We start from the raw sequence: 13,075 nt of genomic DNA, 5'->3' as shown, positions 1-13,075 counted from the left end.
TAATTACAGATCCAGCTCTTTGCGCAGCGCATCCAGACGTTTTTTATTCTCTTCTTTTGAAAGGGGTACCTCGACAGATTCGGGGAGGGCCGGGGTGTCTGGCGGGGTGAGTGTTTCGCCGTTCATGACGCGCTCACAGTAGCGTTTGTAATGTTGTTCAAATACCGGGAATGCCTGGCGCTCGCTGGAGCTGGCAAGAAAATACCAGTCGGCGGCTTTGCCCGCATAATAAACTGCAGGGTGGCTCCACTTAAATGCCGCTTTAGGTGAGGGCGCCTGGCAGGCTTCAACATAGGCTGCGTGGGAATCTTTAAGCCCATGTTTCTTGGGATCGCCCTGGCAGGCGTTAATCATTTTGTTCAGTGTGGGCAAAAACTCGCTGGTTTCAATAACCTCGCGGGCGCCGCGGCGAATCGTTTCAGGCTCAAAGCGCAGCAGCGAATCCAGCCATAGTTTTTTGATTTGCCCCAGTACCGCTGCGTCGCTATAGGCCTTGTAATATTGGTTGTGGTAATTGATACGAAACAGCGCAAACACCTCATTGAGCGCGTCAATGTGGGCGTCGGTTACCTGCCGGCGGGGCTCTGTCTGCTCAGCTTGCCCAGCTGCGGTCGGTGAGGTCTTCGACGAGGCTTCTATCTCGCGTTGTACTTGATCCAGCAACTGGTTGCTGTCGGACATGGTTATTACCCTGTGGTGATACTTGGCTGAGCGCATGCTGGCGCGCCCAGTGGAATTTTACATGTTGTAAAAATTTTGTGTTCCAGGAGCTGTGCACCCGGTTGCTCTCGCGCCAGAAAAGCACAAATTCAGGAATTTGCTGACGCGCGAAGTCTAAGTCTATGTTTGCCAGCGCCAGCACATCGAATACATCTTGCCCTGGCTGCCAGTTGTCGGGAATACGCTTGGGGTCGGGGTCGTGCTCCAAAGCGCTGGTGTATTTGGCCCACTGGCGTTTTACATGCTGAATAAAGCGAGTGTTCCAGGTACGGCCGACATCACCGCGCTCGCGCCAGTAAAGCACAAACTCGGGAATGGCATCCTCGACAAAGGCCTGATTAATGCCGGCGTGGCGCACCAGCAGCACCATGGCATCGCGCGATGGTCGCCATTCGGCGCTCATGGGGGTGTCTTGCTCGCGCTGGAACATCCCCGCTTCGTGCTCGCGCCAGCGGCGCACTACCTGCTTGAGAAACTTTGACCCCCAGCTGTGGTGGGCTTCGCCCCGCTCGCGCCAATATGTGACAAACTCCGGTACTTGCTGGCGAATAAAATAGTCGGGAATGTTGTACTGCGCCAGCTGTGCTTTTAATTCGTTGTCCGGCTGCCAATGGGGGCCAATTTGATTGCTCTGGCGCGCTCTAACAGGCGGCGCTGGGGGCGCGCTGGCAGGGGCAGAGGCCTGTGGTTCGCGCGCGATCACCCCGGGACTAAATCGCCAAGCGAGCATTGCGCTCTGGGTGTAGGGGGCGCTGGTTATTTGAATCAGCCCCTTTTCCTGCAGGTTTTTGGCAATACGCTGGATATCCTCGGCGGGCCAAAATGGCAGGCGCTCGGTTAGCATCGGCTGTGATAGCTGACAGCTGTGTTCTGCTTCTGCCATAACACTCAGCAACAGAGCCTCCTCAAGGCCTATGGTGGCGGCCAGCGAAGGGGAGATAAGCAACGGTTTTTCAGGCAGCAGAGAAGCGGTCATGGGCGCACTTTAGCATTGAACGGGGGGCCGATTGTAGGTGTATCACTTCGCCCTGTCAGTGCTTTTTCCGTCCACACCGCGCAAATCAGCGATTTTCCAGCCGGTTGTAGTCCAGCAAACCTGCCGAGCGAGGTTGCTGCTGGCGGTATGCAGTCAGTATTTGATCGCTGATCTGCCAGAAGTTGGGATCGGCGCGGCTGATGCCGTACTTGGCTTTTAGCTTGCGGTAGTCAGCCTCGCTGCCGAGTTGGGCCATGACTCTGGCAAAGTCCGGTAATTGGTTCTGGTCCACGAGCCAAAATGTGTTTGGGTAAGCGCCCACTACGCCAGCGGTTACTACCAGTCGGTCCTCATTGGGGCGGCGTCGATCTTGCTCGTCGAGCAGTGAGGCGACATTACTGTGGGCGCTGGTGCGCAGCAGGCTAAAAACGCCCTGCTGGGGAATTAACAGCAAGCTGGCCTCGGGCATAATGCTTGCCGGGGTGCCCTGGGTGGCTTGCAGTTGGGCCAGTTCACTTTTCAGCTCCTGTGGCCAGGTCAGTGCCTGAATCGCTTTGCTGTCTCGCTGGCTCGGTTTTACGTGCTTTTGCAGGGCCTGTAAAAGCTCGGTTTTGGGCTCCTCTGTGCGGTAGTCAATCAGACCTACCTCGGGCAAATTATCCAGGTAGCGGTTTAAGTAGGTGTTGATATCGTCTTCGGCGCCGCGGTACCAGCTTTTGATTTGCGGGTCCTGGGCCTGCTTGGGTAGCAGGGCGACAAAGTTCATCTCACCTTCAATACGCAAAAAGTCCATGTACAAGCGGCTTAAAAGCTGATGCGAGGCGTTGCCATAGACATCAAAGCCTGCCACCAGCAAATAGTGGATACGCTCGAGCAGTGGGTAGTCTATTAGCCAGCTGGTTTTGGGCTCGGGGCCTACCAGGCCACGAACAACAGAGGCGCTGTCGTTGTGCCGAAATATCGTCAGTGCCGAGTTGTCATTGCTCTGTTCGCCATCCCAAATTAACTCCAGGTTGATTTCCTTGTAGGTGCCGACACGCTTTCGCACATATTGCGCTTTTGCCTTTAGGTAATCCTCTTGCAGATGGGCGTATTCCAGCCAGCGCGATAGCGGGCGAAAGGTATTCCCCGCTTCGGCGGGCAGGCGTAAATGCTCGGCATTGCTTTGAAAAAAGGCATTGTCGGTGGCGGGGTCAATGGTATCGGGGCTGACAAAAAACACCCAAAAGTGATCTTCAATAACGTTCAGCGCTACCTGACCGCGACAGACTGGCCCCTTAATAAAGTTCATGATGGTGAACTGTGCTTCATCCAGCAAAAACCGGTAGCGCGCATCCACTGGCAGCTGGGCAAAACTGTCAAAGGGGTTGGCGGCGGTTTCGGGTTGGTAGCCGGGCAGTTTGCTTACCTGGTAGGGCTCTTTGTAGAACCATTTTTGCCAGTTAGCCATACGCGCCTCACTGAGGGTGTAGGGCATGTAGGTTTTCGCTAAGCGGCTGCTGGGGTCGTGCCACAGGCGATAGTAAACCCGCTCGGTTTTTGGATCGTCAAAGGGGCGGCGCGTGGCAATACGCTCAATTGGTTCGCCCGGTGGAGTGCTGGAGCGCACCAGTTTAAAGGTTGTCTCTGGGGAGGCTTCAAAATGCAGGCTGGCGAGGAATAAATGCTCGTACAAGTAGCGGTTAACCAGCTGCGCCTTGAGCGATGGGCCGTTAAAAAAATCTTCCCAGCGGGCTATTTTGTCCAGCAGGCCTGCGCTAATGGCCGGTTGAGCGCCCAGTGCGGCCCCCTGGCGCAGCCAGGTCAACAGGGTTTCATATTCAGTTTGTTCAAGCCCCGGCAGGCCATAGGGCATACCCCAAAGCGGCTTTTCCTCGGCAAAATCATCAAACTCTTCAATGCTGGGGCAATATTGCTCTCTGTCTGTTGAGAAGTCGAAGCTGTCGGGAAGCACCGCTTGGGTGGGTAGTGGATGGGCTTGCTTTAGCTTAAGTATGCGCGCCATCGCGCTGGCTTGCAGATTGGCTTTGGCGCTGTCTTCGCGTTCATTAAGTACAGGGTAGAAACCTTTGTCTCGCCACTCGGCCGTGGATTGTGCATCGGTAAACAGACGGGTCAGCTCGGCGCCCAGCAGGCGGGTGCCATTGTAGACTTTCTCTTTGCTGGCGCCGCGCAGCAGTCCTATATCGGCGTCCAGCTTTAGCTGGCAGGGGGCGTCGTAGCAGCCGTGGCAAACGGTGCAGCGGGTTTCGATAATCGGTTTGACGGCTTGTTGGTAATGGCTCGCGTCGCCACCGGCGCTCAATTCACGAGGGCTGGGTTTACCGAATTCGATATCGATCGAGGAGGCTCCAATAACGGCACAACCGGTTAAAATAAAAAGCAGCAGGGCGGTGGTACGTTTTTTCATTCGGCTATCCTCCAGACGCCGTAGCATACCACAGGGGTTTTGCTATAAAGTGATCGCTTAAACTGAACGAGGCAATTTATGGTTACGTCCGCAGACAATAAGCTCGCCGATCCCAAATCGCATTTGATTGTGCGCAACGCTACCTTGGGCGATGTGGATGCCATTGTGGATTTATCGGATCGTGTTTATACCCCGGTGGGTATGGAAGCCTATGTACGTTCGGCGATTGTCGGTCAGATCAATACCTTTCCCCAGGGGCAGTTTGTCGTCATGGTGGGAGACGTGCTGGTGGGTTACTGTGCTACCTTTCGTATCTCGGGCAAAGTGGCTCTTAAGCCCCACAATTGGGTCGAGATCACCGGCAACGGCTACGCATCGCGCCACGATATTAACGGCGAGTGGTTGTACGGCATGGAAGTGTGCATCGACGACGCCTATCGCGGTTACCGAATCGGGCAGCGCTTGTACAACGAACGCAAAAAGCTGTGTGAATCTTTAAGCTTAAAAGGCGTGGTGTTTGCCGGGCGAATGCCTAACCTGGCCCGCCGGATCAAGAAATTTAAAACCGTGGAAAATTACGTGGACCAGGTGATCCACAAAAAAGCTAAAGACCCGGTGCTGTCTTTTCAGTTGCGCAACGGTTTTGAAATTATCGGCATTCTCAAAGACTATTTGGATGAAGACAAACAGTCTTTAGGCTATGCCGCACACATGAAGTGGGAAAACCCCAAGGTCATTAAAAAAGATGACAAGCCGCGCAAAACTTATGGGGTGCGCACCCCTGAGGTGGTACGCGTGGCAACTGTACAGTACATGCAGCGTAAAATTAATTCGTTTAGTGAGTTTTTAAAATACATCGAATATTTTGTCGATGTAGTGGCCGACTATAAAAGCGATTTTGTGGTCTTCCCCGAGTTGTTTACTTTGCAGCTTTTATCGATTGAAGACCAAGAGTTAACGCCCTACGAATCCATTGAAGCACTCACCAAATACACTCCGCGCCTCAAAGAGGCGTTTCGCAATATGGCGCTGCAATATAACGTCAATATTATTGCAGGCTCTCATCCAACTCGGATGGAAAATGGCCGTATCGAAAACATTGCCTATATTTTTCTGCGCGATGGCCGAATGTTCGAGCAGCCCAAAATTCACCCTACGCCCAACGAGGTTTACTGGTGGGATATAGAGGGCGGCAGCAGTTTACAAGCCATCGATACCGACTGCGGCCCTATTGGGGTATTAATTTGTTACGATTCGGAATTCCCAGAGCTGGCCCGACATTTGGCCGATCAGGGCATCCACTTTTTATTTGTTCCCTTCTGTACGGATGAGCGCCAAAGTTATTTGCGGGTGCGTTACTCGTGCCAGGCCCGTGCGGTGGAAAACCAGTTTTACGTTATTATGTCGGGCAATGTGGGCAACTTGCCCAACGTTGCCAATATGGATATTCAGTACGCGCAAAGCTGTATTCTCACGCCCTGCGACTTTGCCTTTGCCCGCGATGGCATTGCCGCCGATACCGACCCAAATGTTGAAACCGTGGCCTTTGCCGACTTACGCCCCGAATCGCTGATTATGGCGCGCAACAGTGGTACAGTGCAGAACCTAAAAGACCGCCGTCACGACTTGTACCGAATGGTATGGAAGGGCGATAGAGTCTTACCGATAAAAAACGATTGAGCCAATAGATGATCTCACGCCCCCGGAGCTAAGCCGGGGGCCACATAATTGTGGAGACATCCAATGAAAGTCCTATTTGCCTGGTTCAGCGGCCTAGTGTTTGCCGCTCAAGCCATTGTTTGTAATGCTCATGCTGAGCATCACCCGCACACGACAGAGCCCGCGATTATTGGCTATGTGTTTAGTCCGGATAAACCACTCAAGCCCGACAGCATTGCCGCGGAAAAACTCACCCATATTAACTACGCTTTTTCCAATATTGAGAGCGGGCGAATTGTAAATGGGTTTGATTTTGACGATCAAAACTACCGCTTATTGCAGACTTTAAAAGAGCGTAACCCTAAGTTAAAAATACTCTCATCGGTAGGCGGCTGGACCTGGTCCGGCGGTTTTTCGGATATGGCTCTAACGGAGCAGTCGCGTCAGGTATTTATTGATAGCGCGGTAGAGTTTGTACGCCGCCATCAGCTGGACGGCATTGATATCGACTGGGAGTACCCGGGCCTGGTCGGCGCGGGCAATACTCACAGGCCGGAAGATGGTCGCAACTTTACGTTGGTGTTAAAGGGTTTGCGCACCGCCTTTGATTCTTTGGCGCAGGAGTTAGAGCGCCCCTTATTAATTACAATCGCCAGCGGCGGTTTTCCAGATTACCTGGCAAAGAGTGATATAGGTAATTGGCAGAAGTATTTGGACTACATCAATATCATGGCTTACGACTATAACTTCCCTCGCGAGGATGGTGTCACTGGCCATCATACCGCGCTCTATTCACACCCAGATGATGCTTCTGGCCAATCCGCCGATGCTGCAGTTAAAAACCATATGGCCGCTGGGGTGCCCGCACACAAATTGGTGGTAGGGGTGGCATTTTACGGTCGCACTTGGGTGAATGTTAGCCCGAAAAACTCTGGTTTAAATCAATCAGCGGATGCTGGCGAGGCCAGTTTTGGCAGTGCCCGTTACGATAATTTACGCCCCAATGTCATCGGTAAAAAGGGTTATCGGCGCTATTGGGACGAGGTAGCCCAAGCCCCTTGGTTGTGGAGCGAAAAAGAACAAACTTTTGTCAGTTACGATGATCCGCAGTCCATCGCCGCCAAGGTAAAGTACATCCGTCAGCAGGACTTGGGTGGGGTTATGTTTTGGCAATATACCTCCGATTACAATAATGAGCTGCTCAACACAATCAATAAGGCGTTAGGGTGGCGCTGAGGGAAAATTAACCATTCTTGTCACCCCGGGAGCAAAGGACGCGTTAGCATAAGCCGTGTTTTGCTCCCGAGGTATTTGCTATGTCTACTGCCTACTCCATTCTCGATCTCGCCCATGCCAAATTGGATGCTAGTTATCGCGACGCCTATCAGCGCGTGGTTGAGGCGGCGCAGTACGCCGAACGACTTGGGTATACCCGTTTCTGGCTCGCCGAACATCACAGCATGGAAGGGATTGGCAGCTCGGCAACCAGTGTACTGATCGGTCACATTGCTGGGGCGACAGAGTCAATCCGCGTGGGCGCCGGCGGTATTATGCTGCCCAACCATGCACCTATTATTATTGCCGAACACTTTGGTACGCTAGCGGAGCTGTACCCGCAACGCATTGATTTGGGTTTGGGGCGAGCGCCCGGTAGCGATGGCGCCACCATGCGCGCACTGCGCCGCGATTTTAACAGCGGGGTGGATGACTTTCCCGAGCAGCTGGCCGAGCTGCAGTACTTTTTAGGCGACAAACAACCGGGGCAGAAAGTGTTCGCGGCCCCAGGGATGAATTCTGACATTCCCATTTGGCTGCTGGGCTCCAGTCTATACAGCGCTCAGCTGGCGGCAAAGCGTGGTCTGCCGTTTGCTTTTGCCTCCCATTTTGCGCCGCGTTTGTTGATGGAGGCGCTGCACGTGTACCGCTCGGGCTTTCAGCCTTCAGCTGTACTGGATAAGCCCTACGCCGCTATCGGCGTGCCTGTGTGCGCCGCCGACACAGACGCCCGCGCCCGTTACCTACATACCACCGCGCAACAAAGTGTCTTGGCCCTGCTGCGGGGCGAGCACTTGCGTTTGCGCCCTCCAGTTGAAAGTATGGATAACTTGTGGACACCCCAAGAGCAAATGCACATTAATGAATTTAATGGTATTGCCGCGGTAGGAAGCCCCGAGACAATTAAGGACCACTTAATCGAACTTAAAGCTGAAACAGGCGCCGATGAGTTTATTTTCGCCAGTAGCTTTTATGAGCAGAGTGACCGATTGCGGTCCTTGGAAATAGTTGCCGAGGTAATGAAGGGAGTTTGATAGTGGGAGTGCGGGGAAAGGTTTACGGGGGCGAAGCGCTTTGTTGCCCAGAGAGCTTTAGCTGGAACGCAGAACGCGATACGCGGAACGCAAAAAAAGAGAAAGACCTAGCGGCTTGCCCTTTTTTACTCTGAGAATTATGCCTTAGATGCGAACAATAAACTTGACAGCGGCTGTGCCAAAACCAAAATATTTCTGTTCAGCGTTCAGCGTTCAGCGTTCAGCGTTCAGCGTTCAGCGTTCAGCGTTCAGCGTTCAGCGTTCAGCGTTCAGCGTTCAGCGTTCAGCGTTCAGCGTTCAGCGTTCAGCGTTCAGCGTTCAGCGTTCAGCGTTCAGCGTTCAGCGTTCAGCGTTCAGCGTTCAGCGTTCAGCGTTCAGCGTTCAGCGTTCAGCGTTCAGCGTTCAGCGTTCAGCGTTCAGCGTTCAGCGTTCAGCGTTCAGCGTTCAGCGTTCAGCGTTCAGCGTTCAGCGTTCAGCGTTCAGCGTTCAGCGTTCAGCGTTCAGCGTTCAGCGTCTGGCGTTCTGTTAGCCAACTCAATACTGCTAGAGCGCAAATGTAGATCACGCTGTGGAAAGGGTATTTCTACGCCTGCTTCGCGCAGAGCATCATCAATGGCCCACACGTAGTCTGAGGTAACTTGGCTGGGACGCTTGACCGCATCCGGAGCGACCCAAACACCCAGGGTAAAATTAAGGCTACTGTCGCCAAAGCCGGTCATCCATACCAGGGGTTTGTGTTTGTCATCATCCAGGGTGTAACTGATTTTTTTCGCCGCTGCGAGTACTGCGTCTTTCACTTTTTGTTTGTCTGAGCCGTAGGCCACGCCAAAAGGAATGCGAAAGCGACGTACATTTTCTTCCAGCGTCCAGTTAATCACTCGGCCGCTGATAAACTCGGAGCTGGGTACCAGAATATCAATATTGTCGTTGGTACGAATAAGCGTTGAGCGTAGGCGAATGGCTTTGACCTCGCCCATTAACCCCGAGTCCAACTCTAGAAAGTCTCCCACCTTGATGGATTTTTCCAGCAAAATAATAATGCCAGAAACAAAGTTGTTAACAATGGATTGCAGCCCCAGGCCGATACCGATACCCAGGGCGCCGCCGACGATTACCAGCTTATCGAGCTGAAACCCAAGTACCGATAAAGCCCCGATAAACCCTAATACAATTAAAAAGTAATAGACAATTTTGTTGACGGTATAAATTTGATGGCTAACCGTGGGGTGACGATAAAGCGCCAGGCGATTGATGGCGCGGCTGATAAGCCCGGCAATAATAAAAGTGGCAACCACCACCAAAATAGCCGCGCACAGTGCACCTGTGGTTAGCGTATATTCACCTACTTTTACAAGCGTAATATCCAGCCAGGCCAGCAAGACTCACACCTCCACCGGGGTGTCGGGGTGATTGCCCCATTCAGACCAGGAGCCATGGTAACCCTTGATGTCGAACCCCAGCGACTTGCCGACTAAATAGGTAAAGCCCGAACGATGATGGCTCTGACAGTGGGTGACAATTGGCTTATCGCCAGTGATGCCTTTGGCTGCCAAATATTCACGCGCATCTTTGCGAATGCGCAGGCCATTGTGTCTGTCCATCAGTTCGGTCCACTCGGCGTTGATGGCACCGGGAATATGTCCGGCTTTTTGTGCGAGTATTTTTTCGCCGCGGTATTCCTGCGGGCCGCGAGCATCCCATATTTGCAGGCTGTCGGTTTCCAGGCCCTGCAGAATGTCCGGAATTTCCACCAGGTGTTGGGGGTTAATTTCCACCTCCACTTCGCGGGTATTCGGGTCCTCCACATCCTGCGTCACGGGCAGCTCTTCTCCCAGCCAGGCGTGCAGGCCACCGTTCAGGTAGCTGTAGTTTTTATGGCCAATGGTATCCAGCGTCCAGATAAAACGGCCCGCCCAACCGCCGCCTTCGTCGTCGTAGACCACCACGTGAGTCTCAGGTGTAAGACCTAAATAGGTAAACAGCCGGTTCAGTTGTTCTACCGGGGCAATACGCCCCGGTGCTGGCGGTCGATTGCACAGCAGCATTTGCGGCGGTACATGGGCGGCCCCGGGAATGTGCCCCCGGCGGTAATTGTCTTCGCTGGACAAATCCACAATTAACGGCGCATCTGGGCTACCCAATAGGGGTAAAAGCTCAGCGGGTTCGAGGATTAGGGGCAAATCGGACATACAGCAATCCTTTCGTTAAAAATTCTATCAGGCTCGGCCGGGGTGCAAATCTGCCAGAATATGGCGGTAGCTCGCAAGCCGTCCCGGGCTGATTTTTCCGTCTTCGAGCGCCTGTAAAATAGCACAGCCGGGCTCTACGGTATGTGAGCAATCGCGAAATTTGCACGCGCCGATAAAAGGGCGAAACTCTTTAAATCCCGCCAGCACGTCGTCGGGCTCTATATGCCACAGACCAAATTCGCGAATACCGGGGGAGTCGATCAACTCTCCGCCTGTAAGGATGTGGTACAACTGGGCACTGGTGGTGGTGTGGGTGCCGGTTAATCTCTCACTCAGGTCGCCCACGCGCGAGTTCACCTCGGGCAGCAGGGCATTGACCAGTGACGATTTACCCACCCCGGATTGCCCCACAAATACGCTGGTAAAGTGGGCCAAATACTCGCGCAGAGGTTTCAGCCCCTGGTCCTCTTTGGCGGCAGCGAGAATCACTTGGTAGCCCAGTTCTTGGTACAAAGTGTGGATGGACTCTACCTTGGCGCGCTGGTTGTCATCGATAAGATCAATCTTGTTGATCACCAGCGCCGGTTCAATGCCAATGGCCTCGGCAGCAACGAGATAGCGATCAATCAGGTTGAAATGAGGCTCGGGGTAGGGAGCAATCACGATCACAATCCGGTCTATATTAGCCGCCACGGTTTTCATTGCCCCATAAGGATCGGGGCGCATCAGCGCGGTCTCGCGCTCACTTCTGGCGACCACCACCCCATAGGGGTTGCCGTCGCGCCAGGCGACTCTATCTCCGGTGACAAGGCCGCCCAGGTTACTGCGAAAGTGGCACCGCTTGGCCTCTCCGGTGGCGGTATCTTCCACCATCACCTGGGTGCCATAGTGGGTCACAATCAGGCCCGACTGCTCCGGGCCCAGATTGCTCTCGCCCAACTTGTCGTCGGCTCGCTGGTCGCGCTTGGCTGCACGCTCTTCGCGCTCCTTCTGGATTTTTTCAATGCGCCACGCCTGGCGGCGCGTCAGCTTGCGTTTGCTCAAAGGCAGGCCCCGGTCTGCGGTGTTAACATGTGGGTTAGAAACTCAACCCGCATTGTAAAGGAAAAACGCCCCATGAGCCCTAGTGTAAATGCCGATAATTTAATCTGGATTGATTTGGAAATGACAGGTCTCGATCCGGACAATGACGTGATTATTGAGATTGCCACCATCGTCACCGATGCACACCTCAATATTCTTGCCGAGGGGCCGGTTATGGCGATTCATCAGCCAGACTCGATACTAGACGGTATGGACGAATGGAATACCAACCAGCACGGCAAATCCGGTCTTACCCAGCGGGTTAAAGAATCCAACGTCACCTTGGCCCAGGCTGAGGCGGAGACTATCGCCTTTTTAGAACAGTGGGTGCCCGCCGGAAAATCCCCCATTTGCGGCAACTCCATCTGCCAGGATCGTCGCTTCCTCGCGCGCGGCATGCCCGCGCTGGAGCGCTATTTTCACTACCGCAACCTGGATGTAAGCACCTTAAAAGAACTCGCCCGCCGCTGGAAGCCAGAGGCGCTGGAAGGTTTTAAAAAATCCGGTGCGCATTTGGCTTTGGATGATATCAAGGACTCAATTGCCGAGTTGGTGCATTATCGCGAGACGTTTATTGATCTGGGTGAGTAGAGAGGGAGAGCGGTGAATGCTGAACGGCGCCCTCAAATCGGTTGCAGTGCATGCATAACCCAAGGGCGAGGTTATTGACGTGAAGCAAATCATTTATACCAAGTGCAGATGAACCACTGCGTTACTATGCCCCGAAAAAGTAAATCGCAGCGTGGATGATACGAGCTTAAAACGAGTCCGCCACTGGCGGTCAAAACTTTTTAACCCAAAAGGCGAGCAACAATGCCCAACCCATTTGAAAATCTAGAATGCTTAACCTTGGAGAATCCCAATGCCGGCGAGAGCGATGCCTGCGTAATTTGGCTGCACGGTTTGGGGGCCAGTTGTAACGATTTTGCCAATCTACTGCCCGAGCTTAACCTGACGCCGGGGGCGCGGATTCGGTTTGTGTTTCCCCAAGCGCCTACCATGCCGGTCAGCGTGAATAATGGCTACCAAATGCCCGCTTGGTACGATTTGTTAAGTTTGGATGTGGACCGCAAATTTAACGCTGAGCATTTAAAGCAGGCGAGTGCTGCGATTGATGAGATTATTAATGAGCAAATCGAGTCGGGTATCGAGAGCCAGCGAATTTTAATCGCGGGTTTTTCCCAGGGCGGGGCGGTCGCCTATGATGTCGCTTTGAATAATACCAAGCCCCTGGCGGGGCTGATGGCTTTATCCACGTATTTTGCCACAAGCGATAGCTGCAACTTTACGGCAGAGAATAAAGATATCCCCGTTTCGATTCAGCATGGCACTCAGGATAATGTGGTGCCGCCCGAGTTGGCCGATCGCGCTGAATCGGTGCTGTCAGAGCAGGGTTATCGCTTCGATGCCCATCGCTATCCCATGGCCCACGAGGTGTGTCGCGAGCAGATTGTGGATATCAGCGCGTTTATCAATCGATGTCTGCCGCTGGCGGATTAACGGGCGGTTATCTTGTCACCGCTTAGCGTCCTGGCGGGCGCGCACATTCTCTATGATGGTTTTCAGTTCATTCTCGGCCCATTGCACGGCCTCGGCTTCGCTGGCAAACCCATCTTGGGCTTTGGTGGTGACGGTGTTGCGGGCGCTGGCGCGGCGGGTAATCTCCGCGCTCCAGTTACCATTGGACTCGCTGACGCGGTAGTCAAACTTTTTGCCTGTTGCCATAGTG

Annotated in this window: 12 protein-coding genes; 5 read left to right on the top strand and 7 right to left on the bottom strand. The window is 53.6% G+C overall.

The window, feature by feature from the left end; translation table 11 throughout:
• Positions 1–3 precede the first annotated feature (3 nt).
• The 3 genes from NHM04_RS07575 to NHM04_RS07565 form a co-directional block, all read right to left on the bottom strand.
• Positions 4–681: a replication protein P gene (locus NHM04_RS07575; RefSeq protein WP_254266375.1), complete on the bottom strand. Its 678-nt coding sequence runs from the start codon at positions 679–681 to the stop codon at positions 4–6.
• A complete protein-coding gene (locus NHM04_RS07570; RefSeq protein ID WP_254266374.1) occupies positions 593–1,696 on the bottom strand; it encodes a DnaT-like ssDNA-binding domain-containing protein in 1,104 nt (367 codons plus the stop codon). The genes NHM04_RS07575 and NHM04_RS07570 overlap by 89 nt, the downstream gene beginning before the upstream one ends.
• An 85-nt stretch (positions 1,697–1,781) precedes the next feature.
• Positions 1,782–4,106 carry a fatty acid cis/trans isomerase gene (locus NHM04_RS07565; RefSeq protein ID WP_254266373.1) on the bottom strand — a complete coding sequence of 775 codons (2,325 nt, stop codon included), beginning with the start codon at positions 4,104–4,106 and terminating at the stop codon, positions 1,782–1,784.
• A gap of 78 nt (positions 4,107–4,184) precedes the next feature.
• Here NHM04_RS07565 and NHM04_RS07560 point away from each other — a divergent pair, with 78 nt between their 5' ends.
• From NHM04_RS07560 to NHM04_RS07550, 3 genes are all read left to right on the top strand, one after another.
• Positions 4,185–5,786, top strand: a complete 1,602-nt coding sequence (locus NHM04_RS07560) for a carbon-nitrogen hydrolase family protein (RefSeq protein ID WP_254266372.1) — start codon at positions 4,185–4,187, stop codon at positions 5,784–5,786.
• 63 nt (positions 5,787–5,849) lie between these two features.
• Complete coding sequence (locus NHM04_RS07555; RefSeq protein ID WP_254266371.1) at positions 5,850–7,001, top strand: glycoside hydrolase family 18 protein; 1,152 nt, start codon at positions 5,850–5,852, stop codon at positions 6,999–7,001.
• An 80-nt stretch (positions 7,002–7,081) separates the two neighbouring features.
• Entirely contained in the window at positions 7,082–8,074 is a 993-nt protein-coding gene (locus tag NHM04_RS07550; protein WP_254266370.1) for an LLM class flavin-dependent oxidoreductase, read from the top strand.
• Positions 8,075–8,574: 500 nt separating this feature from the next.
• Here the strand turns inward: NHM04_RS07550 and NHM04_RS07545 are convergent, their stop codons facing one another.
• Genes NHM04_RS07545 through rsgA form a run of 3 tightly spaced genes read right to left on the bottom strand, consistent with a single transcriptional unit; the run spans position 8,575 to position 11,307 of the window.
• Positions 8,575–9,453 carry a mechanosensitive ion channel family protein gene (locus tag NHM04_RS07545; RefSeq protein WP_254266369.1) on the bottom strand — a complete coding sequence of 293 codons (879 nt, stop codon included), beginning with the start codon at positions 9,451–9,453 and terminating at the stop codon, positions 8,575–8,577.
• Between the two features lie 3 nt (positions 9,454–9,456).
• Positions 9,457–10,263, bottom strand: coding sequence for a sulfurtransferase (locus NHM04_RS07540; protein ID WP_254266368.1), 807 nt, complete (start codon positions 10,261–10,263; stop codon positions 9,457–9,459).
• Positions 10,264–10,290: 27 nt separating this feature from the next.
• Positions 10,291–11,307, bottom strand: a complete 1,017-nt coding sequence (gene rsgA, locus NHM04_RS07535) for a small ribosomal subunit biogenesis GTPase RsgA (RefSeq protein ID WP_254266367.1) — start codon at positions 11,305–11,307, stop codon at positions 10,291–10,293.
• Positions 11,308–11,379: 72 nt separating this feature from the next.
• Here rsgA and orn point away from each other — a divergent pair, with 72 nt between their 5' ends.
• Complete coding sequence (gene orn, locus NHM04_RS07530; RefSeq protein WP_254266366.1) at positions 11,380–11,937, top strand: oligoribonuclease; 558 nt, start codon at positions 11,380–11,382, stop codon at positions 11,935–11,937.
• Between the two features lie 222 nt (positions 11,938–12,159).
• Entirely contained in the window at positions 12,160–12,846 is a 687-nt protein-coding gene (locus tag NHM04_RS07525; protein WP_254266365.1) for an alpha/beta hydrolase, read from the top strand.
• Between the two features lie 15 nt (positions 12,847–12,861).
• Here NHM04_RS07525 and NHM04_RS07520 read toward each other — a convergent pair whose 3' ends face one another.
• Complete coding sequence (locus NHM04_RS07520; protein WP_254266364.1) at positions 12,862–13,071, bottom strand: DUF3622 domain-containing protein; 210 nt, start codon at positions 13,069–13,071, stop codon at positions 12,862–12,864.
• Positions 13,072–13,075: the final 4 nt, after the last annotated feature.

The organism is Gilvimarinus sp. DA14 (assembly GCF_024204685.1).
Lineage (GTDB): Bacteria > Pseudomonadota > Gammaproteobacteria > Pseudomonadales > Cellvibrionaceae > Gilvimarinus.
This window is presented reverse-complemented; position numbering and strand designations above follow the sequence as displayed.